This is a genomic window from Methylobacterium sp. Leaf99 (genome assembly GCF_001422375.1).
In the GTDB taxonomy this organism is placed as follows: Bacteria; Pseudomonadota; Alphaproteobacteria; order Rhizobiales; family Beijerinckiaceae; genus Methylobacterium.
In genome coordinates, this window is sequence record NZ_LMMU01000007.1 from 335,122 (window position 1) to 360,172 (window position 25,051).

General features: G+C 70.0%; 22 protein-coding genes. 12 read left to right on the plus strand and 10 right to left on the minus strand.

The window, feature by feature from the left end:
• Positions 1–4 precede the first annotated feature (4 nt).
• Positions 5–1,513, plus strand: coding sequence for a glycerol kinase GlpK (glpK, locus tag ASF28_RS12485; RefSeq protein WP_056092794.1), 1,509 nt, complete (start codon positions 5–7; stop codon positions 1,511–1,513).
• 10 nt (positions 1,514–1,523) lie between these two features.
• Here the strand turns inward: glpK and ASF28_RS12490 are convergent, their stop codons facing one another.
• On the minus strand, positions 1,524–1,982 hold the full coding sequence (locus tag ASF28_RS12490) for a type II toxin-antitoxin system RatA family toxin (RefSeq protein ID WP_056092797.1): 459 nt from the start codon (positions 1,980–1,982) through the stop codon (positions 1,524–1,526).
• A 56-nt stretch (positions 1,983–2,038) separates the two neighbouring features.
• Positions 2,039–3,013, minus strand: a complete 975-nt coding sequence (lipA, locus tag ASF28_RS12495) for a lipoyl synthase (protein WP_056092799.1) — start codon at positions 3,011–3,013, stop codon at positions 2,039–2,041.
• Between the two features lie 271 nt (positions 3,014–3,284).
• On the opposite strand from lipA, the gene ASF28_RS12500 reads away from it, so the two are divergent.
• The gene (locus tag ASF28_RS12500) at positions 3,285–3,764 is read left to right on the plus strand and encodes a PRC-barrel domain-containing protein (protein WP_056092801.1); all 480 of its coding nucleotides are present in this window, start codon (positions 3,285–3,287) and stop codon (positions 3,762–3,764) included.
• Positions 3,765–3,855: 91 nt separating this feature from the next.
• On the opposite strand, the gene lpdA is transcribed toward ASF28_RS12500, so the two are convergent.
• The 7 genes from lpdA to ASF28_RS12535 all read right to left on the minus strand — a co-directional run bounded on the left by lpdA (position 3,856) and on the right by ASF28_RS12535 (position 10,726).
• Positions 3,856–5,295 (minus strand): dihydrolipoyl dehydrogenase, encoded by a 1,440-nt coding sequence (gene lpdA, locus ASF28_RS12505; protein ID WP_056092803.1) that lies wholly within the window; start codon positions 5,293–5,295, stop codon positions 3,856–3,858.
• 68 nt (positions 5,296–5,363) lie between these two features.
• Positions 5,364–6,782 carry a pyruvate dehydrogenase complex dihydrolipoamide acetyltransferase gene (locus ASF28_RS12510; RefSeq protein WP_056092806.1) on the minus strand — a complete coding sequence of 473 codons (1,419 nt, stop codon included), beginning with the start codon at positions 6,780–6,782 and terminating at the stop codon, positions 5,364–5,366.
• A gap of 4 nt (positions 6,783–6,786) precedes the next feature.
• Positions 6,787–7,386: a Uma2 family endonuclease gene (locus ASF28_RS12515; protein ID WP_056092808.1), complete on the minus strand. Its 600-nt coding sequence runs from the start codon at positions 7,384–7,386 to the stop codon at positions 6,787–6,789.
• Between the two features lie 13 nt (positions 7,387–7,399).
• Positions 7,400–7,675 carry a DUF5076 domain-containing protein gene (locus tag ASF28_RS12520; RefSeq protein ID WP_056092811.1) on the minus strand — a complete coding sequence of 92 codons (276 nt, stop codon included), beginning with the start codon at positions 7,673–7,675 and terminating at the stop codon, positions 7,400–7,402.
• Between the two features lie 58 nt (positions 7,676–7,733).
• Complete coding sequence (locus ASF28_RS12525; protein WP_056092814.1) at positions 7,734–9,170, minus strand: pyruvate dehydrogenase complex E1 component subunit beta; 1,437 nt, start codon at positions 9,168–9,170, stop codon at positions 7,734–7,736.
• 49 nt (positions 9,171–9,219) lie between these two features.
• Positions 9,220–10,275, minus strand: coding sequence for a pyruvate dehydrogenase (acetyl-transferring) E1 component subunit alpha (gene pdhA / locus ASF28_RS12530; protein WP_056092815.1), 1,056 nt, complete (start codon positions 10,273–10,275; stop codon positions 9,220–9,222).
• A gap of 139 nt (positions 10,276–10,414) precedes the next feature.
• Positions 10,415–10,726 (minus strand): FtsB family cell division protein, encoded by a 312-nt coding sequence (locus tag ASF28_RS12535; protein ID WP_056092818.1) that lies wholly within the window; start codon positions 10,724–10,726, stop codon positions 10,415–10,417.
• 66 nt (positions 10,727–10,792) lie between these two features.
• On the opposite strand from ASF28_RS12535, the gene ASF28_RS12540 reads away from it, so the two are divergent.
• The 7 genes from ASF28_RS12540 (at position 10,793) to ASF28_RS12565 (ending at position 16,757) form a co-directional block, all read left to right on the plus strand.
• Positions 10,793–11,689 carry a LysR family transcriptional regulator gene (locus ASF28_RS12540; protein ID WP_244474998.1) on the plus strand — a complete coding sequence of 299 codons (897 nt, stop codon included), beginning with the start codon at positions 10,793–10,795 and terminating at the stop codon, positions 11,687–11,689.
• A 275-nt stretch (positions 11,690–11,964) separates the two neighbouring features.
• The gene (locus ASF28_RS12545) at positions 11,965–13,464 is read left to right on the plus strand and encodes a DEAD/DEAH box helicase (RefSeq protein WP_056092821.1); all 1,500 of its coding nucleotides are present in this window, start codon (positions 11,965–11,967) and stop codon (positions 13,462–13,464) included.
• A gap of 129 nt (positions 13,465–13,593) precedes the next feature.
• On the plus strand, positions 13,594–13,779 hold the full coding sequence (locus ASF28_RS12550) for a YegP family protein (protein ID WP_056094133.1): 186 nt from the start codon (positions 13,594–13,596) through the stop codon (positions 13,777–13,779).
• Positions 13,780–13,950: 171 nt separating this feature from the next.
• Positions 13,951–14,244, plus strand: a complete 294-nt coding sequence (locus tag ASF28_RS12555; RefSeq protein ID WP_056092824.1) for a hypothetical protein — start codon at positions 13,951–13,953, stop codon at positions 14,242–14,244.
• A gap of 186 nt (positions 14,245–14,430) precedes the next feature.
• A complete protein-coding gene (locus tag ASF28_RS23600; protein ID WP_274533125.1) occupies positions 14,431–14,559 on the plus strand; it encodes a hypothetical protein in 129 nt (42 codons plus the stop codon).
• Between the two features lie 73 nt (positions 14,560–14,632).
• Positions 14,633–15,040, plus strand: a complete 408-nt coding sequence (locus tag ASF28_RS12560) for an acyl-CoA thioesterase (protein WP_056092825.1) — start codon at positions 14,633–14,635, stop codon at positions 15,038–15,040.
• 94 nt (positions 15,041–15,134) lie between these two features.
• The gene (locus ASF28_RS12565) at positions 15,135–16,757 is read left to right on the plus strand and encodes an ABC-F family ATP-binding cassette domain-containing protein (protein WP_056092828.1); all 1,623 of its coding nucleotides are present in this window, start codon (positions 15,135–15,137) and stop codon (positions 16,755–16,757) included.
• Positions 16,758–16,767: 10 nt separating this feature from the next.
• Here ASF28_RS12565 and ASF28_RS12570 read toward each other — a convergent pair whose 3' ends face one another.
• Positions 16,768–17,928, minus strand: a complete 1,161-nt coding sequence (locus ASF28_RS12570) for a zinc-binding metallopeptidase family protein (RefSeq protein ID WP_056092831.1) — start codon at positions 17,926–17,928, stop codon at positions 16,768–16,770.
• Between the two features lie 372 nt (positions 17,929–18,300).
• Here ASF28_RS12570 and ASF28_RS12575 point away from each other — a divergent pair, with 372 nt between their 5' ends.
• Genes ASF28_RS12575 through ASF28_RS12585 form a run of 3 tightly spaced genes read left to right on the plus strand, consistent with a single transcriptional unit; the run spans position 18,301 to position 25,000 of the window.
• Positions 18,301–21,570: a transglutaminase family protein gene (locus tag ASF28_RS12575; RefSeq protein WP_082476536.1), complete on the plus strand. Its 3,270-nt coding sequence runs from the start codon at positions 18,301–18,303 to the stop codon at positions 21,568–21,570.
• Positions 21,567–24,086, plus strand: coding sequence for a circularly permuted type 2 ATP-grasp protein (locus ASF28_RS12580; RefSeq protein WP_056092834.1), 2,520 nt, complete (start codon positions 21,567–21,569; stop codon positions 24,084–24,086). The genes ASF28_RS12575 and ASF28_RS12580 overlap by 4 nt, the downstream gene beginning before the upstream one ends.
• Complete coding sequence (locus ASF28_RS12585; RefSeq protein ID WP_056092837.1) at positions 24,083–25,000, plus strand: transglutaminase family protein; 918 nt, start codon at positions 24,083–24,085, stop codon at positions 24,998–25,000. Before ASF28_RS12580 ends, ASF28_RS12585 begins: the two co-directional genes overlap by 4 nt.
• Positions 25,001–25,051 lie beyond the last annotated feature (51 nt).

The window sequence follows — 25,051 nt, forward strand, 5'->3', positions numbered from 1 at the left end:
CCCCATGACGACGTTCGTTCTCGCCATCGACCAGGGCACCACCTCGACGCGCGCCATGCTGTTCCGGCCCGATCTGTCGGTGGCGGGGGTGGCGCAGGCCGAGATCGCGCAGGCCTATCCGGCCTCCGGCTGGGTCGAGCACGATCCGGAGGGCATCTGGGCCAGCGTGCTCACCACCGTGCGGGCGGTGCTGGCGCGGGCCGGAGCGACGGCGGCGTCGGTGGCGGCGCTGGGGATCACCAACCAGCGCGAGACCACCCTGATCTGGGATCGGGCCACGGGCGCGCCGATCCATCCGGCCCTGGTCTGGCAGGACCGGCGCACGGCTGGGCACTGCGCGCGCCTGAAGGCGGAGGGCCACGAGCCCCGCGTCACCGCCCGCACCGGCCTCATCCTCGACCCGTACTTCTCGGCCACCAAGATCGCGTGGGTCCTCGACGCCGTGCCGCGCGCCCGTGCCCGCGCCGAGCGCGGCGACCTCGCCTTCGGTACGGTGGATTCGTGGCTGCTGTGGCGCCTCACCGGCGGCCTCCACGCCACGGATGCCACCAACGCCGCCCGGACCGCCCTGTTCGATATCCATCGCGGGGCCTGGGACGACGATCTGCTCGCCCTGTTCGGGATCCCCCGCGCCATGCTGCCGGAGGTCCGCGACTGCGCCGGGGATTTCGGCGCGACCCGGCCCGACCTGTTCGGCGCCGCGATCCCGATCCGCGGCGTGGCGGGCGACCAGCAGGCGGCCACCATCGGGCAGGCGTGCTTCTCGCCCGGTATGGTCAAGGCCACCTACGGCACCGGGTGCTTCGCCCTCCTCAACACCGGCCCGGACGCGCGCACCTCCCGCAACCGGCTCCTGACCACCATCGCCTACCAGTTCGCCGGGCAGCGCACCTACGCCCTCGAAGGCTCGATCTTCGTGGCGGGCGCGGCCGTCCAGTGGCTGCGCGACGGCCTCGGCCTCATCCGCGACGCCGCCGAGAGCGGGCCGCTGGCGGCCCAGGCCGATCCGTCCTCGGAGGTCTATCTCGTGCCCGCCTTCGTCGGCCTCGGCGCGCCCTACTGGGAGCCCGACGTGCGCGGCGCCTTGTTCGGGCTCGCCCGCGATACCGGCCCGAAAGACCTCGCCCGCGCGGCCCTGGAGAGCGTCTGCTACCAGACCCATGATCTCCTGGAGGCCATGCGGGCCGACTGGCCGAGCCCCGAGACCGGGACCGTCCTGCGGGCCGATGGCGGAATGGCCGCCTCGGACTGGACCCTGCAGCGTCTCGCCGATCTCCTCGGCTTACCGGTGGACCGGCCGATGGTGCGGGAAACGACGGCCCTCGGGGCCGCTTACCTGGCGGGCTGGAATGCCGGCCTCTATCCCGAGCCGGCGGAATTCGCGCGAACCTGGAGCCTGGAGCGCCGTTTCACGCCGTCGATGCCCGAGCCGGAGCGTGTGCGCCGTCTCGCGGGATGGCACGGTGCCGTCCGGGCGCTGCGCGCCATGGGACGGAGCTCGACCGACGCGTGAGGCGCTTCGGTCAGGCGGCGGCGCCGTAGACCCGGTCGGCCCGCGCCTCGAAGGCGTCGGTGAACTTGCGGAACGCCCGGTCAAACATCGTCCCCATGAGGAGGCCCAGGGTCCGGCTCTTGAACTCGTAGGTGATGAAGAAATCGACGTTGCAGCCGGCCCCGTCCGCTTCCTTGAACAGCCAGCGGTTCTCGAGGTGGCGGAACGGGCCGTCGATGTATTCGGCCACGATCTTGAGGTTCGCCGGATCGAGGGTCACCCGCGTGGTGAAGCGCTCGCGGATGGCCTTGTAGCCGACGCCCATCTCGGCGACGAGAATCTCGGTGCCATTCTCCCCCGGCTGCCGGCGCAGGATGCGCAGGGACTCGCAGAGTGGCAGGAACTCGGGGTAGCGCTCCACGTCGGCGACGAGGTCGTACATCGCGCGCGGGCTGTGCCGCACGAGGCGGTCGATACGGAAGGACGGCATGCGGGGCTTCTACAGCATCGCTCCCGAGGGTGGGAACCGGTTTTCCGGCCGATGCGTCAAGCCGGCACCGCCTCCGGCGCCAGACGGGCGAGCCGCGCCGCTTTCAGTCGCGAAAAATCCTCGCCGGCATGGTGGGACGAGCGGGTCAGGGGGGTGGCCGAGACGAGCAGAAAACCCTTGGCATAGGCCGTGGTCTCCAGGCCCTTGAACTCGTCGGGCGGCACGAAGCGCACCACCTCGTGGTGCTTCTTCGTCGGTTGGAGGTACTGCCCGATGGTGAGGAAATCGACGTCGGCCGAGCGCAGGTCGTCCATGAGCTGGACCACTTCGTTCCGCTCCTCGCCCAGCCCCACCATGATGCCGGACTTGGTGAAGATCGTCGGGTCGAGCTCCTTCACCCGCTGCAGCAGGCGCACGGAGTGGAAGTAGCGGGCGCCGGGGCGGACGGTGAGGTAGTTGCCCGGCACCGTCTCCATGTTGTGGTTGAACACGTCGGGCCTGGCCGCGACCACCACTTCGAGGGCACCGTCCTTGCGCAGGAAGTCGGGCGTCAGGATCTCGATGGTGGTGGCGGGGCTCATGCGCCGGATCGCCCGGATGGTCCGGGCGAAATGCTCGGCGCCGCCGTCGGCGAGGTCGTCCCGGTCGACGGAGGTGACGACGACGTGGTGCAGGCCGAGCTTCGCCACGGAATCCGCGAGTTTTTCCGGCTCGTCCGCGTCCAAGCCCTTCGGCAGACCCGTGCGGACGTTGCAGAACGAGCAGGCCCGCGTGCAGGTGTCGCCCATGATCATGAAGGTGGCGTGCCGCTTCTCCCAGCATTCGCCGATGTTCGGGCAGCCGGCTTCCTCGCACACGGTGACGAGGCCGTGCTCGTGCACGATCCGGCTGGTCTCGGCCCAGCCGGGGGAGCCGGGTGCCTTGACGCGGATCCAGTCCGGCTTGCGCTGGATCGGCTTGTCGGGCCGGTGCGCCTTCTCCGGATGCCGGGGACGCTGATCGTTGCGCAGAAGATCGAGGACGACGGCCATGTCACACCGTTTGTGTGCGCCCACGACGGCAGGTGCCACCGTGATAATCGCCACCGTGATGATCTAAGACCTCGGTGCCCCCATCGCAAACTGCGGTCGCTGCCTCGGGCTACGACCCGGAAGATCTGTCAGCCCGGTTGGACGCCCGGCATGCATTGCCTCATTCGCAGGCAATTTGCCGCGATTGGGGGGAACTCACCCTGGAATCTGCCGTTACAGACGGCGTTTCCGCTCCGATCATCGGCGCGGGCTGCCCATCCAAGGAAATCCCATGGCCCTGAAGTCCGTTCTCGCCGTCGCGCTCGTCGCGGCGCTGCCCACGCTCGCCTTCGCCCAGGAGACCGTCAAGCCGGCGCCCGCGACGACCGCCCCGACGACGACCGCCCCCGCGGCGGCCGGCACCGGCGCCGGGACGGGCATGCTGATGGCCGACAAGGCCGTCGCAAAGGTGGTCTTCGTCGCCACGCAGCCCGCGGACGTCCTGTCGTCCAAGCTCATCGGTCTCAATGTCTACAACAACAACAACGAGACCGTCGGCGAGATCGAAGATCTCGTGATCGTTGACGGCAAGACGGTCAGCGCCGTGGTGCTGGGCGTCGGGGGCTTCCTGGGTCTCGGCGAGCGCTACGTCTCGGTCAGCCCGTCGAGCATCACCCTGTCGCGTAAGGACAACACCCTGCGGGCCCTCGTCGACACCGACAAGGACACCCTGAAGTCCGCCCCGGCCTTCGAGTACAGCAAGAAGAAGTAAGCACCGGTCGGTCCGGTCCGCCCCGGGCGGACCGGACCCCGTTCAGAACGGGCCGTCCGGCGTCGAGCGCGGGCGGCCCTTTTTCGTCCGATCAGGCGTGGATCACACGACCATAGGCGTCCAGCACGCTCTCGTGCATCATCTCGCTCAAGGTCGGGTGCGGGAAGACCGTGTGCATGAGGTCTTCTTCCGTGGTCTCGAGGTTCATGGCGACGACGTAGCCCTGGATCAGTTCGGTGACTTCCGCGCCGACCATGTGGGCGCCGAGCAGTTGGCCGGTCTTGGCGTCGAAGATCGTCTTCACCAGGCCGTCCGGCTCGCCGAGTGCAATGGCCTTGCCGTTGCCCGCGAAGGGGAAGCGGCCGACCTTGACGGAAAAGCCCTGTTCCTTGGCCTTCGCTTCCGTGAGACCCACGGAGGCGATCTGCGGCTGACAGTAGGTGCAACCTGGGATCTTGGCCTTGTCCATGGCGTGGGTCGGCAGGCCCTTGATGGTCTCGACGCAGAGCACGCCCTCGTGCTCGGCCTTGTGGGCCAGCATCGGCGGGCCGGCGACGTCGCCGATGGCGTAGACGCCGGGCACGTTGGTCCGCCCCAAGCCGTCGGTGACGACGATGCCGCGGTCGATGGCGACGCCGAGGCCCTCGAGCCCGAGCCCCTCGATGTTGCCGACGACGCCCACCGCCGAGATCAGTTTCTCCGCCGTCAGGGTCTGTGTCTTGCCGTCGCCCGTTTCGATGGTCGCCGTGACGGAGTCCGCCGCCTTCTCCACCTTCGTGACCTTGGCGCCGGTGAGGATCTTGATGCCCTGCTTTTCGAACCGCTTGCGGGCGAGGCCCGCGATCTCGGCGTCTTCCACGGGGAGGATCTGCGGCAGCAGCTCGATCACCGTCACCTCGGCGCCCATGGTGCGGTAGAACGAGGCGAACTCGATGCCGATGGCGCCCGAGCCCATGACGAGGAGCGACTTCGGCATCGCCTCCGGCACCATGGCCTCGTAGTAGGTCCAGATCTGCTTCTTGTCGGGCTCGATGCCCGGGATCGCGCGGGGCCGTGCCCCGGTGGCGACGATGATGTGCTTGGCCGCATACGCGCCGGCCGCCAGGGCGCCCTTCGGGGCGGGCGCGCGGCTCGTTTCCTTCACCGTGACCCGGCCGGGTTCGTTGCCCGTCGCGGCGGACTCGATGGTGGCCTCGCCCCAGATCACATCGACCTTGTTCTTCTTCAGCAGCATGCCGACGCCGCCGTTGAGGCGTGATGAGACCCCGCGCGAGCGCTTGACGATGGCGGCGGTGTCGAACCCGACATTGTCCGCCGACAGGCCGTAATCGGCGGCGTGCTGCATGTAGTGGTAGATCTCGGCCGACCGCAGCAGGGCTTTCGTCGGGATGCAGCCCCAGTTCAGGCAGATGCCGCCGAGATGCTCGCGATCCACCACCGCGGTCCTGAACCCGAGCTGCGCCGCTCGGATCGCCGCGACGTAGCCGCCGGGGCCCGCGCCGATGACGAGGATGTCGTAGGTGTCGGCCATGATACGCTCCTACGCCCCTCCCCCCTGGGGGAACGGGCCGGGGTTGGTTCAGATGGGGCGGCCTCGGCTCAGACCAGCATGCCCATGGGGCTCTCGATCAGCGCCTTGAACGCCGAGATCAACTCCGCTCCCAAAGCCCCATCGAGCACCCGGTGGTCGCAGGACAGCGTGGCCGTCATCACCTGCGCGACGGCCGGGGCGCCGTCCCTGACGACGACCCGCTTCTCGCCGGCACCCACGGCGAGGATCGAGGATTGCGGCGGGTTGATCACCGCCGTGAAGTGCTTGATGCCGAACATGCCGAGATTCGACACCGAGGTGACGCCGCCCTGATATTCTTCCGGCTTCAGCTTCTTGGCGCGCGCCCGGGCCGCGAAGTCCTTCATCTCGTTGGAGATGGTGGAGAGCGTCTTCTGATCGGCGCGGCGGATCACCGGGGTGAACAGCCCCCCGTCGATGGCCACCGCCACCCCGACCTCGGCGTTGTCGAAGCGCAGGATGCGGTCCTCGGCCCAGACGGCGTTGGCCGCCGGCACCCGCATGAGCGCGAGGCCCATAGCCTTGATGATGAAGTCGTTGACCGAGAGCTTGAACAGCGGCTTGCCGTCCTTGCCCTGCCCGGCGCTCCGGTTGAGCTGCTCGCGCAGGGCCATGAGGGCGTCGAGCTCGCAATCCACCGTGAGGTAGAAATGCGGCGCCACCTGCGTCGCCTCCGTCAGGCGCCTGGCGATGGTCTTGCGCATGCCGTCCAGCGGCACTTCTTCGTAGGTGCCCTTGGCGTAGAAGCCGCGCACCTGATCGACGGACAGGCCGGCCGGGCTCGCGGCCTTGGGCGCCGCGGCGACCGGCGCAGCCTTCGGAGCCTCGGCGGGCGCCGGTGAATCCGTGGGCGCCTGTGTCTTGGCGAGTGTCTTGGCGGGCGCCGGGCCGGCGGCCTTCGCGGCGCGGACATCGCGCTCGATCACGCGGCCATGGGGGCCGGAGCCCGTCACCGAGGCGAGGTCGACGCCCTCCTGCTTGGCGATGCGGCGGGCCAGGGGCGAGGCGAAGACCCGTCCCCCCTCCCCCTGCGCCGGGGCCGGCCGGGCGCCGTCCGGTGCCTCGTTCACCCGGGCGTAGGACATCTGGCCGCCGCCGGGCGTCGCGTTCTCGCCGACGGGGTCCTTCGTGACTTGCGCTTTCGGCGCATCCTCGGGGGCCTCCGCCTTCGCAGCGCCGCCGGCCTGGACGCTCGCCGGGTCCTCGCCCTCGCTGGCGATGATGGCGATGAGGTCGTTGACCGGCACGTCGGCCGTGCCCTCGGGCACCAGGATCTTGGCGAGGATGCCCTCGTCGATGGCCTCGACCTCCATGGTCGCCTTGTCGGTCTCGATCTCGGCGAGGACGTCGCCGGATTTCACCGCGTCGCCCTCCTTCTTGAGCCATTTCGCGAGGTTGCCCTTCTCCATCGTCGGCGACAGGGCGGGCATCAGGACGTTGACGGGCATGGCATCAGGTCTCGAGCGAGGGGGACGGCGGGGCGGCCGGATCGTCGAAGGGAAACAGGCTGTCGAGGGGGAACGGGACGGCGTCGAAGGGCGGCAGGGCGACGGCCTCGCCGCGCGCGACGGTTCCGAGGAGCAGCCATTGGCGCCCCGTGAGTGCGAAGGCTTCGAGCACCCCGTCACCGGGATCGAGGAGCCAGAGATGGCCGACACCGGCCTCCGCGTAGATGCGGCGCTTGGGGCCGCGATCGAGGCGGGCGGTGGCGGGCGAGAGGATCTCGCAGACCCAGTCCGGCGGAGTCTCGAGATAGGCCGTCTCCGGCTCGGCGGGCAGCCGTTCGCGGCGCCAGCCGGCCAGATCCGGCACCACGACGTGGGACCCGAGGTGGAGTTCCGGCTCGACCATGAAGATCCAGCCGCCCGGTCCGCCGCGGCCGCGACCGAAGGGCGGGCCGAGCTCGGCCGCCAAGCCCGCCGCCGCCATCGCATGCCGCGGGCGCGGCCGCGGATGCGTCTCCAGGGCGCCGTCGACGATCTCGGCCACGAGATGGTCCGGCACGGCTTCGAGATCGGCGTAGGTGGCCCGGCGGAAGGCGGCCTCGGCCATGGTGGGTCCCCCGCTAGTTCAGATCGCCGGGATCGAGGCCCTCGGCCTCCCACCCGGCGCGGATATGCTCGAAGGCTTCCGCGTCTGACATCTCGGTCTCCAGGGCATAGGTATGCGCCGCCTGCCGGGCGAGCTCGATGAGCAGCCGGCCCCAGGTCGCCGGATCGTCGAACGAACGGCGCAGGGCCACGCTCACGGCGCCGTCGACGACGGCGGCGCGCAGGACCTCGATGCCGCCGTTCTCGATGGCATCGGGAGGGGCGGAGAGTTCCACGAAGGTCTTCGTCATGTCCTGTCCGAACGAAAGGGTTGGTCCCACCTCACACCGGGGGACGTCTTCGGCCACCCTAGCGGTAGCAGACGGCTTTGACCGCCTCGATCACCTCGGCGACGTTGGGCAGGGCCAGCTTCTCGAGGTTGGCCGCGTAGGGCATCGGCACGTCCTTGCCGGTGACGCGCAGGACCGGGGCGTCGAGGTAGTCGAAGGCGTCGACCATCAGGCGGGCGACGATCTCGGCGCCGATGCCCGATTGCGGAAACCCCTCCTCCACGGTGACGCAGCGGCCGGTCTTACGCACCGATTCCACAACCGTGTCGGTGTCCATGGGGCGCAGGGTGCGCAGGTCGATGACCTCCGCCTCGATGCCCTGCTCGGCGAGCGCCTGGGCGGCCTTGAGGGCGTAGGTCATGCCGATGGAGAACGACACGATGGTGACGTCCGTGCCGGGGCGGTGGATGCGGGCCTTGCCGATGGGCAGGACGAAATCGTCGAGCTTCGGCACCGGGAAGCTCTGGCCGTAGAGGATCTCGTTCTCGAGGAAGATGATCGGGTTCGGGTCGCGGATCGCGGCCTTGAGCAGGCCCTTGGCGTCGGACGCCGTATAGGGCGCGATGACCTTGAGGCCGGGCACGTTGGAGTACCAGGCCGAGTAGTCGTGGCTGTGCTGGGCGCCGACCCGAGCCGCCGCGCCGTTGGGGCCGCGGAACACGATGGGACAGCCGAGCTGGCCGCCCGACATGTACAGGGTTTTCGCCGCCGAGTTGATGATGTGGTCGATGGCCTGCATGGCGAAGTTGAAGGTCATGAACTCGACGATGGGGCGCAGGCCCGTGAACGCCGCACCGACGCCGATGCCGGCGAAGCCGTGCTCGGTGATCGGAGTGTCGACCACGCGCCGTGCGCCGAATTCCTGCAGCAGCCCCTGGGTGATCTTGTAGGCGCCCTGGTACTCGGCGACCTCCTCGCCCATGACGAAGACGGACTCGTCGCCGCGCATCTCCTCCGCCATGGCGTCGCGCAGGGCCTCGCGGACGGTCATGGTGACCATCTCGGTCCCTTCCGGGAACTCGGCCATCACCGGCGCCGGCGCCTTGTTGGTGATGATGGCGGGTGCCGCCGGCGCTTTGGGCGCATCGTCGGCGGTCTTGCCCGTCGCCGCGGGGGCGCCGGCCTGTCCTTCCGCCTGCATGGTCGGGGTCGGGGCGGCCTGGGCGGGCGCATCGGTGGCGGGCTTCGGGGCGGACGCCGCCGAGATATCCTCGCCCTCGGCGGTGATGACGGCGATGGGCGTATTGACCTTCACGCCCTCGGTGCCCTCCGCGACCAGGATCTTGGCGAGCACGCCCTCGTCGATGGCCTCGACCTCCATGGTCGCCTTGTCGGTCTCGATCTCGGCCAGCACGTCGCCGGATTTGACCGGGTCGCCCTCCTGCTTCAGCCATTTCGACAGCTTGCCCTCCTCCATGGTCGGAGACAGGGCGGGCATCAGGATGTCGGTCGCCATGAAAGACTCGTCGATCGAGGAGGAAGTGGGCGGCTCTTGAGATCAGGCCTCAGGCGCGCGACTCCAGAAGGATGTCCGTCCACAGCTCGGCGGGATCGGGCTCGGGATCGTGGGTGGCGAACTCGGCCGCGTCGTTGACCGTCTCGCGCACCTTGGCGTCGGTGGCCTTGAGGTCGGCTTCGGGCACGCCGTGGGCCTCGATCAGGCGCTTGCGCACCATCTCGATGGGGTCGTGCTCGTCGCGCATCTTCGAGACCTCGTCCTTCGTCCGGTACTTCGCCGGATCGGACATGGAGTGGCCGCGATAGCGGTAGGTCTGCATCTCGAGGATGTAGGGCCCTTCGCCCGAGCGGGCATGCTCGATGGCCCGCGCGGCGGCCTCGCGCACGGTGCGCACGTCCATGCCGTCGACCTGCTCGCCCGGAATGCCGAACGAGATGCCGCGCCGGGAAAAGTCCGTCTGCGCCGAGGCGCGGGCCACCGAGGTGCCCATGGCGTAGCGGTTGTTCTCGATGACGTAGACCACGGGCAGCTTCCACAGCTGCGCCATGTTGAAGCTCTCGTAGACCTGTCCCTGGTTGGCGGCCCCGTCCCCCATATAGGTCAGGCTGACCTGGCCGTTCTTCCGGTAGGCGTCCGCGAAGGCGAGGCCCGTCCCGAGGGACACCTGCGCGCCGACGATGCCGTGCCCGCCGAAGAACTGCTTTTCGCGACTGAACATGTGCATCGAACCGCCCTTGCCGCGGGAATAGCCCCCGCGCCGGCCGGTGAGCTCCGCCATCACGCCCTTCGGCTCCATGCCGCAGGCCAGCATGTGGCCGTGGTCGCGGTAACCGGTGATGACCTGATCGCCGTCGATGGACGCCATCTGCATGCCGATGACGACGGCTTCCTGGCCGATGTAGAGGTGGCAGAACCCGCCGATGAGGCCCATGCCGTAGAGCTGCCCCGCCTTCTCCTCGAAGCGGCGGATGAGCAGCATCTCGTGGTAGGCGTGGAGGTCTTCGTCGCGGGTGAATTGGGGTGTGTTCGGAGCCGGCGCGTGGGCGGCCTCCGACGGTGACAGGTCGGATTTGGGCTGGCCCGCCTCGGTTGCGGAATCCATCGGCTTTCTCCCCGGGGACCGTCTGTTCTCCCCCGAGGTTCTAGGACACGCGTTTTGGGAAAGCGAGGCCGGCCCGCCGACAGATCGGGACCGTTGTCAGGTGCGCCGGATCGCCGCCCGGCAAGGCGACGAAACCGGGCTATGGGTTGATGATGACGACGTCGTTGGCGTGCACCCGGCCGAGGACAACGCGGGCGCGCTCCTCCAGGAGGTCGCGGTCGATCTGATCGCTGCGCAGGAGGGTGACGCGGTGCTCCCACTCGGCCCGGTCGGCCTTCACGGCGGCGAGTTCCTGATTGAGCCCGTAGGCCTGGATCTTGAGGGCGCGCTTGGCTTCGAGGCCGCGATTGCCGCCCTCGGCCTGATGCACGAAATAGCCGACGACGAGCCCCGAGACGGCGTACAACGCCAGGGGCATCAGCACGGAACGGACGCGACGACGGATCACCATGGGGGAAGCATCGCGCCGCACGGTTAAGAAAGTCCTTCGACGAAGCGTGTGCGGGGACATGGCGCGATGATGCGGTTCGACCTCGTCGATCTCGGCCTGTTCCGCCACGTGGTCGAGGCCGGCTCCATCACCCATGGGGCGGCACGGGCCAACCTGGCGCTGGCCGCCGCGTCCGCCCGCATCCGCGCCATGGAAGTGTCCCTCGGGGCCGCCCTCCTCACCCGCGGCCGCCAGGGCGTGACCACGACGCCGGCCGGGCGCGCGCTGCTCGCCCATGCGCGGGATCTTCTCGACGGGGTCGACCGGATGCAGGGCGAACTCGCGGCCTTCTCCGGCGGCACCGTCGGGCAGATCCGGGTCCTGTCGAACACCAACGCGCTGACCGAATTCCTGCCCGAGGTCCTGAGCGCGTTCCTCGCCCGCCAGACCGGGGTCAGTGTCGACATCGAGGAACGGACCTCGGACGAGATCGTCGGCCTCGTGGCCGAGGGCGCCGCCGACCTCGGCATCGTCGCCGGGACCGTCGATACCGGGGCCCTGGAGACCTACCCGTTCCGGCAGGACCGCTTCGTCGTCGTGGCCGCCGCCGGCTATGCCCTGAGCCGGTCCCCGTCCGTGGCCTTCGCCGACGTCCTGGAGCACGACCTCGTCGGCCTCGACCGCACCTCCGCCCTGACCCGCTTCCTCGCCGACAAGGCCGCGCGCACGGGGCGGCCCATGCGGCTGCGGGTGCAGCTGCGCAGCTTCGATGCCGTCTGTCGCCTGGTCGAATGCGGCGTCGGCCTCGGCATCGTGCCGGAGACCACCGCCGCGCGGGCGGCGCGCACCATGGCCATCGCGGTGGTGCCCCTCCTCGACCCCTGGGCCGTGCGGGACTTGACCATCTGCGTGCGGGCGCTCGCCGCCCTTCCCGCCTTCGCACGGGACTTCGTCGCGCACCTGCGCACCCCGCCAACCGCCTGATCGGATTCGATGATTGACTTCGCACCTGCGAAGACGCATATGGCGGTGGCAGCGTCAGCGGCCGTCATGGTTCCGCTTGAGAGGGCTGCGTGACGGATCGACGGGTCGCTTCAAGCGAATTCCGACCGACCTGAGCCCCTCTCTTCAACGTGCATGCACCCGGACTGCCCCGGCACGCGGGCGGCTCCAGCTCAACGGACCGATTCTCATCGATCTGCGCACCGACCATCGTTGGATGGCGTGCGCCACGGTCCCGCTGCCTTGAAAGATTCGACTTGACCCAATTCACTGATTTCGGCCTCGCCCAGCCCGTGCTGCGGGCGCTGGAGGAGGCCGGCTACAAGACGCCGACCCCGATCCAGGCCCAGGCCCTCCGCCCCGCCATGGAAGGCCGCGACCTCTGCGGCATCGCCCAGACCGGCACCGGCAAGACGGCCGCCTTCGCGCTGCCGATCCTCCACCGCCTCGCCCAGAACCCGCGGAAGGCCATCCGCCGCGGCTGCCGCGTGCTGGTGCTCTCGCCGACCCGCGAACTCGCCAACCAGATCGCCGAGAGCTTTTCGGATTATGGGCGGCACCTGTCCTTCACCAACACCGTGGTGTTCGGCGGCGTCACCATCTCCCGCCAGGAGAAGGCGCTCGCCAACGGCGTCGACATCCTCGTCGCCACGCCGGGCCGCCTCATGGACCTCATCGAGCGCCGCTCGCTGACCCTCGAGGCCGTCGAGATCCTCGTCCTCGACGAGGCCGACCAGATGCTCGACCTCGGCTTCATCCACGCCCTCAAGCGCATCGTGAAGATGCTGCCGAAGGAGCGCCAGAGCCTGTTCTTCTCGGCCACCATGCCGAAGAACATCGCCGGTCTGGCCGACCAGTACCTGCGCGATCCGGTGCAGGTCGCCGTCACGCCGGTGGCGACCACCGCCGAGCGCGTCACCCAGGAGGTCATCTTCGCCCATACCGGCGCGAAGCAGGCGCTCCTGAACCACATCCTGCGTGATCCGAAGATCGAGCGCGTCCTCGTCTTCACCCGGACCAAGCACGGCGCCGACCGCGTGGTGCGCGGCCTGGAGAAGGTGACGATCAACGCGTCCGCCATCCACGGCAACAAGTCCCAGCCGCAGCGCGAGCGGGCCCTGGCCGCCTTCAAGGACGGCTCGTGCCGGGTGCTGGTCGCCACCGACATCGCCGCCCGCGGCATCGACGTCGAGGCCGTGAGCCACGTCATCAACTACGACCTGCCCAACGTGCCGGAAAGCTACGTCCACCGCATCGGCCGCACCGCCCGCGCCGGCGCCAACGGCCTCGCCATCTCGTTCTGCAACGACGAGGAGAAGGCCTACCTGCGCGACATCGAGCGCACCACGCGCCAGAAGATCCCCGTCGGCGCCTTCCCCGAGGGCTTCACGCCCCCGTCGCGCCAGGAGGCCATGGACGCCGCTCAGGCCGAGGAGCGCCGTCCGGCGCCCCAGGGCCAGCGCCCCGGTCAGCGCCAGGGCCAGCGCCCCGGCGGCGGCCGTCCCGGTGGCGGACGCCCCGGCCAGGGTCGCAGCGACGGTGGTCGCGGCGGCCAGGGCGCGCCCGGTCGCAACGCCCGTCCCGATGGGGCCGCCCGGCCCCAGGACGGTCGCGGCGAGCGTCGTCCTGCCGGAGCCGGTGAGAACCGGTCCGAGCCGCGCGGCGAGAACCGCCAGCGGGCCCCGCGCCCGCAGGGCGCCGGCGCCGGTGCGGGTGAAGGCCGCGCCATCGGCTGGCTCGACCGCTTCCCGCGCTGAGCCCTCCATCCCGTCATGACGATGACGCCGTCCCGGACCTCCGGGGCGGCGTTTTCGCGTGCGGAACGCCCATTGCCGCACCGGTGCGCCGCGCCATCTCAGGGAACGACGTCGATGCGCGAGGATACCATGCGGTTCGAACTCTACCGGGACGCGGCGGGCGAATGGCGCTGGCGCCTGCGGGCGACCAACGGCAACGTGGTGGCCGATTCCGCCGAAGGCTACGGGCGCCGCGAGGATTGCGAGCACGGCATCGCCCTGGTGAAGGGCAGCGCGGCTGCGCCGACCGTGGACATGACCCTGAAGATCGCCTGAGGGGCGGGAGCCACCCGTCAGGCTTCGTTGACTCACTTTCCGGTGAGACGAATCCGCACCGGCAACGCTTCGTGCCGTCATGCGTTTGATGCGACCGGGCAAGACCCGGAACCGTGCCCGGACCCGTCGGCTCCTCACGTCCCGCCGACCTATCTCAAGGAGTTTGAGAACGTGCTGAGGAAACTCGTGCTGGCCGCGCTGCTGGCCTTAGGATTTGCCGCGACGGCACCGCAAGGCGCCTCCGCCGCCCCCATCGGTCCCGCCCTCGCCCTTCAGAGCGAGGCCGCGCCGGCGGTTGCGCAGACCGTGCAGTATTACGGCTACCGCCGTCGCTTCTACGGCCCGCGCCCCTTCTACCGTCGTCCGTACTACGGCCGCCGCTTCTACGGTCCGCGTCGGTTCTATGGCGGTCCGCGCCGCTTCTATGGCCCGCGTCCGTTCTACGGCCCGCGCCGCTTCTACTGAGCGCGGTTCCGGTGCCGCCCTGCGGCGGCACCGCATCGCCGGCCTACCCGGTTTGCCCCAAAGCCTGGCAGCTCATCCCGAGCCGCCAGGCTTTTTTGCAAGAAAATGCAGCAATTGGTTCGCAGATGTGCAGAATGGTGCTGTAGGTTTAGGCGGGTCCATCCTGGCCCTGCCCGGAGGTACGCCATGACCGAACTCGCAGCGACCGCGGCGCCGGCCCGCGACCTCTGGCGATCGATGCCCATCGACCTGCTCGTGTCGGTCGCCGCCGTCATCCTCGCCGGCGGCCTGGCCTTCCTCGGTATCCTGCCGTGACGGGACCGATCCGGCCTGCCGGCGGTGCGGAATTCGCGTAGGGTCGGGCGAATTGCGTCGGGAGCGGGCTGGAATGACGGTGGAAGAAGATGGCGGTCCGCGCGGCGACCTCACGGTCCGCACCAGCGCGATGCCGGCGGATACCAATGCCAACGGCGACATCTTCGGCGGCTGGGTGATGTCGCAGATGGATCAGGCCGGCGGCATCGCGGGCGTCGACCGGGCCCAGGGGCGCGTCGTCACCGTGGCGGTGGACGCCATGACCTTCATCCGGCCGGTGCGCGTCGGCGACGTGCTCTGCGTCTACACCCGCGTCGGCCATGTCGGCCGCACCTCCATGAAGATCGAGGTCGAGGCCTGGGCCCGGCGCTTCCGCACGCAGGTCCGCGAGAAGGTGACGGAGGCGACCTTCACCTTCGTCGCCATCGACGATGCCGGGCGGCCGCGCGCCGTGGATCTCCCGGCGCCGCCGGTCGATTAGACCGCCTTCCCTTCCCCTCGCGCGCGCCCTTCCCTTCCGCTGGCGCGCGCCATGCCGTAAAGGCGCGGGACTTGAAGCAAGGTCCCGCGCGCGCATGATCCGCCTCGAAAAAATCGGCAAGCAGAACGGCCGGCAGATCGTCTTCATCGAGGCGTCCGCCGCCCTGCAGAAGGGCGAGAAGGTCGGCCTCGTCGGCCCCAACGGCGCCGGAAAGACCACCCTGTTCCGGATGATCACCGGCGAGGAGGAGCCCGACGAGGGTCAGGTCGCCACCGACAAGGGCATCACCATCGGGTATTTCAGCCAGGATGTCGGCGAGATGTCCGGCTGCTCCGTGGTCTCCGCGGTGATGGACGGCGCCGGCCCCGTGAGCGTCGTCGGCACCGAGTTGAAGGCCCTGGAGGCGGGGCTCGCCGATCCCGATCGCCTGGACGAGATGGAGGCGCTGATCGAGCGCTACGGCGAGGTCCAGGCGCGCTTCGAGGAACTCGACGGCTACGCCCTGGAGGGCCGGGCCTACGAGGTGCTGGCGGGCCTGAGCTTCTCCCAGGAGATGATGGACGGCGATGTCGGCAAGCTGTCGGGCGGCTGGAAGATGCGCGTGGCGCTCGCCCGCATCCTCCTCATGAACCCCGACGTGATGCTGCTCGACGAGCCCTCCAACCACCTCGACCTGGAAAGCCTGATCTGGCTCGAGGCCTTCCTGAAGAATTTCGAGGGCGCCCTGCTGATGACCTCGCACGACCGCGAGTTCATGAACCGCATCGTCACCAAGGTGGTGGAGATCGACGGTGGCACCCTCACCACCTATTCGGGCGACTACGGCTTCTACGAGCAGCAGCGGGCGCTCAACGAGACCCACCAGCAGGCCCAGTTCGAGCGCCAGCAGGCCATGCTGGCGAAAGAGATCAAGTTCATCGAGCGATTCAAGGCTCGGGCCTCCCACGCCGCCCAGGTCCAGAGCCGGGTGAAGAAGCTCGACAAGATCGAGCGCGTCGAGCCGCCCAAGCGCCGGCAGTCGGTGGCGTTCGAGTTCCAGGCCCCGCCCCGCTCGGGCGACGACGTCGTGATGCTCAGGAACGTCCACAAGAGCTACGGCAGCCGCCGGATCTACGAGGGGTTCGATTTCGCCATCCGGCGCAAGGAGCGCTGGTGCGTCATGGGCATCAACGGCGCCGGCAAGTCGACCCTGCTGAAGCTCGTCACCGGCTCGACCCAGGCCGATGACGGCACCGTCTCCGTCGGCGGCAGCGTCAAGCTCGGCTACTTCGCCCAGCACGCCATGGACCTGCTCGACGGCGAGCGCACGGTGTTCCAGACCCTGGAGGACGCGTTCCCGCAGGCGGCGCAGGGCTCGCTCCGGGCGCTCGCCGGCTGCTTCGGCTTCTCCGGCGACGACGTCGAGAAGCGCTGCCGGGTGCTGTCGGGCGGCGAGAAGGCCCGCCTCGTCATGGCCCTGATGCTGTTCGACCCGCCGAACTTCCTCGTCCTCGACGAGCCCACCAACCACCTCGACATGGGCACCAAGGAGATGCTCATCGCCGCGCTCTCGGCCTACGAGGGCACGATGCTGTTCGTGAGCCACGACCGCCACTTCCTGGCGGCCCTGTCGAACCGGGTCCTCGAAGTCACCCCCGAGGGCATCCACCAGTACGGCGGCGGCTACACGGAATACGTCGCCCGGACGGGCCAGGAGGCGCCGGGTCTGCGGAGCTGACGCCGAACGTTCACACGTTCGGCGCCGCCACCCGCTTGCGCAGGCCGGTGATGACGGCCTTCAGGATCTCCGAGCCGGCCTCGTCGCTGTCGATCCCGTGCCCGATGGAGCGCATGGACACGATGCGCTCGTGGACGAAGGACAGCTTGGCGATGACCGCCGGCGTCAGCTTGAACGGGTAGAGCGCCGGCTGGCCCATGCTCCGGCTCAGGGAGTTCACCGCGTAGGTGAGGGGCAGCCACGCTTCCACCAAGCGGCTGAAATCCGGGATCTGATAGGGATCGTAGTCGATCACCACGGGGTCCGCCGGCCCGTTGCGCAGGCGCGGCCGCACGTGGAGCTCGAAGGTGCCGGCCGTCTCCACCGTATCGACGATGTGGAGATACTGCGCCCAGGTCTCGGCGAAATCCTCCCACGGATGGCTGGTGGCGTAGGCGCTGACGTAGGATTCCTCCCAGTTCTCCGGCGCGCCGTCGCGGTAGTGCCGCTGGAGCGCCCGGCCGTAATTGTCGCGCTCGTCCCCGAACAGCGACCGGAACGTCCACAGGCTCTGGTCGAAGCGCACCAGGACGTTCCAGAAGTAATGCCCGATCTCGTGGCGGAAATGCCCCAGGAGCGTGCGGTAATACTCGCCGAACAGCGTCCGCCGGCGCTCGCGCTCGACGTCGTCGGCCTCGGCGATGTTGAGGGTGATGACCCCGCCGCGGTGGCCCGTGAGCACCGGCGGCCCGATGCGATAGCTCTCGGACGGATCGACGAGGAAATCGAAGGCGAGGCCCGTGGTCGGATTCTCCGCCCGCGTCATCAGCGGCAGGTTGAGCCGCAGGAGGGAGTAGAACAGCCGGTGCTTGGCCGCCTCGATCTGGCGCCAGCGCGTGAGGTTCCAGGTGACGCCGAGGTCGGGCACCACGCGGTTGTGGCGACAGGCGGTACAGTACGCCTCCGGCATGTCTTCGGGCACGAGCCAGTTGCAGGCCCCGTGCGCGGCGTTGGCGCAGAACCGGTACTTCCGGGCCGGATTGGCATAGGCGTGCCAATGCGTGCCCACGGGCTCCAGCGCCGACATCTCGTGCATCTCGCCGACGTAGCCGAGGCGCCGCTGACAGCTCTCGCAATCCGTGCTCTCGAAGCTGACCGGCTGGTCGCAGGCCTGGCACTGGAAGATCTTCATGCTGCCGTCTCGATGCCCGAACCCTGCCACCCCTGCGCGCCGCATCCCGCCGCGGGCGCTCCGCCCCCGGCAAGGGGAGGAAAGCCGTCCCATCCGGCTAAGTTCCCGCCCGGTTCGCTGTGGCTCGATCATGCACGGAACTTGCTTACGGACTCGCTTCGATGCGACGTCGGTGTGCGGCGGTGCTTTCGCGCCACGAGCCCGACGCGACGGCGCACCATCACCGACCCCATCGCCCGCGGGAGACCGTTGGCGTATGGCTGGAACACTGCATCCCCGGGTGCACCGCAGGGCGGTGGCCCGGCCCCTCGCAGCCGCACCGGGCGTCCCATCGCCCACGCGGCTCCACGCCCTGGTACTGCGGGAGTCCCCGTGTCGATCAAAGCCGCCCTGCACCACGTCACGCACTACACCTACGACCGGCCGATCGCGCTGGGTCCGCAGGTGATCCGCCTGCGGCCGGCGCCGCATACGCGCACGGCCGTGCCGGCCTACTCCCTGAAGGTCCTGCCCGAGAATCACTTCATCAACTGGCAGCAGGACCCCAACGGCAACTGGCTCGCCCGGCTGATCTTTCCGGAGAAGACCCGCGAGTTGAAGATCGAGGTCGATCTCACCGCCGACATGTCGGTGATCAACCCGTTCGACTTCTTCGTCGAGGACTACGCCCAGGCGCGGGGCTTCACCTATGCCGACGACCTCACGGCGGAGCTCAAGCCCTACCTCGTCCTCGACGACGCCATGGCGCCCGAGGTCGACGACTTCCTCACCCGCCTGCCGGCCGAGCCGAACACGGTGCTGTTCCTCGTGGCGTTGAACGCCCAGGTGGCGGGCGAGATCACCTACGGCGTCCGCATGGAGCCGGGCGTTCAGACCGCGGCCGAGACCCTGACCCTGAAGAGCGGCTCGTGCCGCGACTCGGCGTGGCTGATGGTGCAGATCCTGCGCCGCCTCGGGATGGCCGCCCGCTTCGTGTCCGGCTACCTCATCCAGCTCGTTCCCGACACCACCGCCGTCGACGGCCCCGTCGGCACCGCCACCGATTTCACCGATCTGCACGCCTGGGCCGAGGTCTACCTGCCCGGCGCCGGCTGGATCGGCCTCGACGCCACCTCCGGCCTCCTCTGCGGCGAGGGCCACATTCCGCTGGCCGCGACGCCGCACTACAACTCGGCGGCGCCCATTTCCGGTCTCGCCGAGCCGGCCGAGGTCGAATTCGGCTTCGAGATGACCGTGACCCGCGTGGCCGAGGCCCCGCGCATCACCAAGCCGTTCTCCGACGAGGTCTGGGAGGCCATGGACGCCCTGGGCGACCGCATCGACGTGGACCTCGCCGAACAGGACGTGCGCCTGACCATGGGCGGCGAACCCACCTTCGTGTCCATCGACGATTTCGAATCGGCCGAATGGAACGCCGCTGCCGTGGGACCGACCAAGCGGGGCCTCGCCGACAAGCTCATCCGCCGCCTGCGCACCCGCTTCGCGCCCGGCGGCATGCTGCATTACGGCCAGGGCAAGTGGTATCCGGGCGAGAGCCTGCCGCGCTGGGCCTTCGCCCTGTACTGGCGCCGCGACGGCGTGCCCGTGTGGAAGGATGCCGGCCTCATCGCCGCCGAGGACGGCCCGCGCACCGCCAATTCGACCCAGGCCAAGGCCCTCATCGACGGCGTCGCCGCGCGCCTCGGCCTCGGCCCCTACGTGTTCCCCGCCTTCGAAGACCCGGTCTACTGGACCGAGAGGCGCGACGAGCTGCCGGTGAACGTCACCACCTCGGAACCGATGTTCCCGAACCCCGAGACCAATGCCCGGATGGCGCGGGTGTTCGAGCGCGGTCTGGGCGAGGCCGCCGGTTACGCCCTTCCCCTGGCGAGCCTGCCCCTCGGCGAGGATGGGGCGGCGGATCGGGTCTGGATCTCGGAGGCCTGGGACTTCCGCCGCGGCCACGCCTTCCTCACCCCCGGGGATTCCCCCGTCGGCTACCGGCTCCCCCTGTCGTCCCTGCCCTACGTGCCGTCCGCGAACTATCCCTACTACCAGCCGCAGGACCCCCTCGAAGAGCGCGATGCCCTGCCCGAGGGCCATCCGGGCACGGAGACGGTCAACGGTTCGGGCGTCACCGGGGTCGCCGTCCGCACGGCCTTCGCGGTCGAGCCGCGCGACGGCGTGCTCCACGTGTTCATGCCGCCCCTGCAGCGGGTGGACGAGTACCTCGAACTCCTCGGCCACCTCGAAGCGGCGGCGGCGGCGCTGAAGCAGGCCGTGCACATCGAGGGCTACGAGCCGCCCTTCGACCCGCGCATGAACGTGATCAAGGTCACGCCGGACCCCGGCGTCATCGAGGTCAACGTCCACCCGGCCCCGTCCTGGCGCAACGCGGTGACCATCACCACCGAGCTCTACGAGGATGCCCGCCAGATCCGCCTCGGCGCGCAGAAGTTCATGACCGACGGCCGCCACACGGGAACCGGCGGCGGCAATCACGTGGTGCTCGGCGGCGCGACGCCCAACGACTCGCCGTTCCTGCGCCGGCCGGACCTCCTGAAGAGCCTGGTGCTGTACTGGCAGCGCCATCCGGCCATGTCCTACCTGTTCGCCGGCCTCTATATCGGTCCGACGAGCCAGGCCCCGCGCATGGACGAGGCGCGCCACGACGGGCTCTACGAGCTCGAAATCGCCATGGCGCAGGTGCCGAAGCCCGACGAGCCCAACATCCCGCGCTGGCTGGTGGACCGCATCTTCCGCAACATCCTCGTGGACGTGACGGGCAACACCCACCGCTCCGAGATCTGCATCGACAAGCTCTACTCGCCGGACGGCCCGACGGGCCGCCTCGGGCTCCTCGAATTCCGCTCCTTCGAGATGCCGCCGGACCCGCGCATGAGCCTCGCGCAGCAATTGCTGCTGCGCGCCATCGTGGCGTGGCTCTGGCGCGAGCCGCAGGAGGGCGGCTGTGTCCGCTGGGGCACGGGCCTGCACGATCGCTTCATGCTGCCCCACTTCCTGTGGGCCGACTTCCTCGGCGTGCTGGAGGATCTCCGGGCCGCCGGCTACGACTTCGACCCCGCCGCCTTCGTCGCGCAGCGCGAGTTCCGCTTTCCGGTGTTCGGAACCGTGGAGCATGGCGGCGTGAAGCTGGAGCTGCGCCAGGCCCTGGAGCCCTGGCACGTGCTGGGTGAAGAAGGGGCCATCGGGGGGACCGTGCGCTACGTCGACAGTTCCGTGGAGCGGCTGCAGGTGAAGGTCGAGGGCTTCGTCCCCGGCCGGCACGTGATCGCCTGCAACGGCCGCCGCCTGCCGATGACCGGCACCGGCGTCTCCGGCGAGGCGGTGGCGGGCCTGCGGTTCAAGGCGTGGCAACCGGCCTCGTCGCTGCACCCGACGATTCCCGCGCACGCGCCCCTCACCATCGACATCCTCGATGCCTGGAGCGGGCGGTCCCTCGGCGGCTGCCGCTATCACGTCAGCCATCCGGGCGGGCGCAACTACGAGACCTTCCCGGTCAACACCTACGAGGCGGAGGGGCGCCGCCTCGCCCGCTTCCAGGCCCACGGCCACACCGCCGGCAGGATCGAGATGCCGGTGGAAGAGACCAATCGCGAGTTCCCCATGACCCTCGATCTGCGGAGCCCGGGCCCGCGATGAGTGATGCGGCCGAGGCGGAGGTCTCCGGGCGGGCGGAACGGCTGGCGCGCTGGACCTCCGGCTACCGGCCGCATCCGGGCGTGCCCGACGCGTTCATGGACGCGTCGGGCACGCCGCGCGCGGCCTGGACGCGGGTTCTCGACCGCCTCGGCGACCTCACCGAAGTGGACATCGCCGCCCGCTTCGTCTCGGCCGTGCGCCACATCCGCGACACCGGCATCTCGTACCGGATCTACGGCGACAAGCGCGATCACGCCTGGCCGCTGGGCTCCCTCCCCTTCGTGGTGGAGGCGGCCGACTGGCAGGATCTGAGTGCCGGCATCGTCGAGCGCGCCGAACTGATGGAGGCGATCCTCGCCGACATCTACGGCCCCGGCCGCCTCGTGGCCGACGGGCTGCTCCCGGCCGCCGTCGTTGCCGGGAGCCCGGAATTCATGCGGCCCGTCGCCGGGATCGCGCCGCCGGGCGGGCGCTTCCTCAAGCTCTACGCCGCGGACGTCACGCGCGGGCCCGACGGGCGCTGGCAGGTCCTGGCCGACCGCACCCAGTCCCCCTCCGGTCCGGGCTATGCCCTGGAGAACCGGATGGTGCTGACCCGCGCCTTCCCGGATCTCTACACCGATCTCCACGTCGAGCGCTTGGCCCCCTTCTTCCAGGCCTTCCGGCAGGGGCTGGCGCTCGGCGCGCAGCGCAGCGACCCGCGCATCTGCCTCCTCACCTCCGGGCCGTTCAGCTCGACCTATGTCGAGCAGGCGGTCCTCGCCCGCTATCTCGGCCTGCTCCTCGTCGAGGGCGACGACCTCGTGATGCAGGACGGGGCCCTGCACGTCCGCACCGTGTCGGGCCTGAAGCGGGCCGACGTCCTGTGGCGGCGCATCGATTCCGACTACGTCGATCCCCTCGAACTGAACCCCGCCTCCCGCCTCGGCGTGCCCGGCCTCATCGAGGGCCTGCGCAACGCCAGTCTCGTCGTCGGCAACATGCCGGGCTCCGGCATCCTCGAATCGGGCGCCCTCGCCGCCTACCTCCCGGGCATCGCCAAGCGGGTCCTCGGGGGCGAGCCGCGGCTGTCGGGCCCACGCACGTGGTGGTGCGGCGATCCCGACAGCCTCGCCCATGTGCGCGACAACCTGGACGCCCTGACCCTGCGGCCCGTGGCGACGCCGCCCAAGGGCATGGCCCGCGATGCGATCATGGGACCCCTCGCCTTCGGGGCCGACCGCGAACGCGTGGTCGCGGCCCTGCGCGACCGGCCGTTCGACTACGTCGCCCAGGAGCGTGCCCCCCTGGCGACCACGCCCGGCTGGGACCGGACCGGCGGCGCCCTGCGCCTCGTGCCCCGTCCCTTCGCCCTGCGGGTGTTCGCCGCCCTGACGCCGGACGGCTGGCGGGTGATGCCGGGCGGCTTCTGCCGCATCTCGGAGCGCGCCGACGTCGATCCCATCGAGATGCGCGCCGGCATCAAGGCCGCCGACGTGTGGATTCTGTCCGACGGGCCCGTCGAGTCGGTCCCCCTGATCCAGCCGGCCGCCCAGAAGGTCCGGCGGATCGCCGGCCACCTGCCCTCGCGGGCCGCCGACAACCTGTTCTGGTTCGGCCGCTACGTCGAGCGGGCGGAGGCGGTGATCCGCCTCGTGATCGCGCATCTCGGCAGCGTCGGCGCCGCCGTCATCACCGACCTGCCCGGCGACGCCAACTCGCCGACCTCCCTGCGCATCCGGGCCCTCCTCGACGAATGGGGTGCCATCTCCGCCCCGGACCTGCCCACCGCCGCCCTGGCCCGGGAAGCCCTGAGCGGGCGCGAGGTCTACGGCTCGGCCCTCAGCCACGGCCTCTCCGCGCGGAGCAACGCCGCGATCCTGCGCGAACGCCTCTCGGGCGAGGCCTGGCGGGTGCTCGCCGACCTCAAGGACATCCTCGATATCGGCACGGAGCGGGCCTATTCCGAGGCCGAACTCGTCGGCGTCGCCGAGCGGGCACTGGGCCTCATCGCCGCCCTGGCGGGGCTGGCCCAGGAGAACATGAACCGCACGGCCGGCTGGCACTTCGTCGATCTCGGGCGGCGCATCGAGCGGGTGATCAACACCTGCGCCTTCGCGACGCGCTTCGTCGGCGACGGCGCCACCGCCGAGGATCTCGGCGTGATGCTGTCGCTCTGCGATTCGCACATCGCCTTCGGCGCGCGCTACATGCAGGGGGCCGCCCTCGATCCCGTGCGCGACATGGTGCTCCTCGATCCGTTCAATCCCCGCTCCGTCGCCTTCCAGGTCGAGGCCATCGAGCGCCATCTCGCCAGCCTGCCGGTCCTGAGGGTCGACGGCCTGCCCGAGCCGCACCAGCGCCTCGCCGCCAAGCTGGCCGCGGAGTTCGCCACGGGCGAAGCGTCCGAGTTCGACGGAGCTGCCCTGGCGCGCCTGGAGAACGAGTTCGAGCACCTGGCCGACGCCATCGCGACCCGCTACTTCCCCAATGGCCCGCACGCCCTGCGGCCGGAAAAGCTCGTGGGTCTCGGGTGATCTACACGCTGCGCCACCTCACCACCTACCGCTATGCCCGGCCCGTGCCGTTCGCCCGCTGCGGCCTGCGGCTGCGGCCGACGGACGGCGAGGGCCAGACGGTCCTGGAGAGTATCCTCGCGATCTCGCCCGAGCCGCGCCAGCGCGTGGTGCGCCGCGACTATTTCGGCCTCGACGTGGTGGCGGTGACCATCGACACGCCCCACACGGAGCTGCGCGTGGAATCGCTGTCGCGGGTCCTCGTCGAGCGCCCGCCCCTGCCCGATCCCGAATCCGGCCCGTCCTGGGAGCGGGTGCGCGACGACGCCCTGGCCCGGCGGTCCCTCGCCCCCGACGCGCCGGTGCACTACCTGTTTCCGAGCATCCGCGTGCCCCTCGCTCCCGAGGTGACGGACTACGCGCGCGCGAGCTTCCCGCCCGGACGCAGCGCCTTTGGCGGCGCCTTCGACCTCATGCTGCGCATCCGGGCCGATTTCCGGTTCGATGCCAAGGCGACCTCCGTGCGGACGCCCCTGGCCGAATCCTTCGCCCTGCGGGCGGGCGTCTGCCAGGATTTTGCCCACATCATGATCGCGGGCCTGCGCGGCCTCGGTATTCCGGCCGCCTATGTCAGCGGCTATCTCCGGACGATTCCCCCCGTGGGACGCCCGCGCCTGCGCGGGGCGGATGCCAGCCACGCCTGGGTCTCGGTCTGGTGCGGCGAGGGCTGGATCGGCCTCGACCCCACCAACGGAATCGGCATGTGCGACGACCACATCGTCGTGGCGCGCGGGCGCGACTACACCGACGTCTCGCCCATCGACGGGATCGTCTCCTCCTCCGGCGCGCAGAAGCTGAAGGTCGAGGTCGACGTGGTACCGGACGGCGAGCCGATGCCCGAGCACGCCCCGGCCGTGGAGGCGGAGCCGGCCTGAGCCCCCGTCGTCGAACCGCCGCGGGCGCATGGACAGGCGCGCCCCCCATGG

Excerpts from the sequence above, each read along its gene's own strand:
- glpK (WP_056092794.1), top strand. The coding sequence starts at position 5 with ATGACGACGTTCGTTCTCGCCATCGACCAGGGCACCACCTCGACGCGC.
- ASF28_RS12490 (WP_056092797.1), bottom strand. The coding sequence starts at position 1,982 with ATGCCGTCCTTCCGTATCGACCGCCTCGTGCGGCACAGCCCGCGCGCG.
- lipA (WP_056092799.1), bottom strand. The coding sequence starts at position 3,013 with ATGGCCGTCGTCCTCGATCTTCTGCGCAACGATCAGCGTCCCCGGCAT.
- ASF28_RS12500 (WP_056092801.1), top strand. The coding sequence starts at position 3,285 with ATGGCCCTGAAGTCCGTTCTCGCCGTCGCGCTCGTCGCGGCGCTGCCC.
- lpdA (WP_056092803.1), bottom strand. The coding sequence starts at position 5,295 with ATGGCCGACACCTACGACATCCTCGTCATCGGCGCGGGCCCCGGCGGC.
- ASF28_RS12510 (WP_056092806.1), bottom strand. The coding sequence starts at position 6,782 with ATGCCCGTCAACGTCCTGATGCCCGCCCTGTCGCCGACGATGGAGAAG.
- ASF28_RS12515 (WP_056092808.1), bottom strand. The coding sequence starts at position 7,386 with ATGGCCGAGGCCGCCTTCCGCCGGGCCACCTACGCCGATCTCGAAGCC.
- ASF28_RS12520 (WP_056092811.1), bottom strand. The coding sequence starts at position 7,675 with ATGACGAAGACCTTCGTGGAACTCTCCGCCCCTCCCGATGCCATCGAG.
- ASF28_RS12525 (WP_056092814.1), bottom strand. The coding sequence starts at position 9,170 with ATGGCGACCGACATCCTGATGCCCGCCCTGTCTCCGACCATGGAGGAG.
- pdhA (WP_056092815.1), bottom strand. The coding sequence starts at position 10,275 with ATGGATTCCGCAACCGAGGCGGGCCAGCCCAAATCCGACCTGTCACCG.
- ASF28_RS12535 (WP_056092818.1), bottom strand. The coding sequence starts at position 10,726 with ATGGTGATCCGTCGTCGCGTCCGTTCCGTGCTGATGCCCCTGGCGTTG.
- ASF28_RS12540 (WP_244474998.1), top strand. The coding sequence starts at position 10,793 with ATGATGCGGTTCGACCTCGTCGATCTCGGCCTGTTCCGCCACGTGGTC.
- ASF28_RS12550 (WP_056094133.1), top strand. The coding sequence starts at position 13,594 with ATGCGGTTCGAACTCTACCGGGACGCGGCGGGCGAATGGCGCTGGCGC.
- ASF28_RS23600 (WP_274533125.1), top strand. The coding sequence starts at position 14,431 with ATGACCGAACTCGCAGCGACCGCGGCGCCGGCCCGCGACCTCTGGCGA.
- ASF28_RS12560 (WP_056092825.1), top strand. The coding sequence starts at position 14,633 with ATGACGGTGGAAGAAGATGGCGGTCCGCGCGGCGACCTCACGGTCCGC.
- ASF28_RS12565 (WP_056092828.1), top strand. The coding sequence starts at position 15,135 with ATGATCCGCCTCGAAAAAATCGGCAAGCAGAACGGCCGGCAGATCGTC.
- ASF28_RS12570 (WP_056092831.1), bottom strand. The coding sequence starts at position 17,928 with ATGAAGATCTTCCAGTGCCAGGCCTGCGACCAGCCGGTCAGCTTCGAG.
- ASF28_RS12580 (WP_056092834.1), top strand. The coding sequence starts at position 21,567 with ATGAGTGATGCGGCCGAGGCGGAGGTCTCCGGGCGGGCGGAACGGCTG.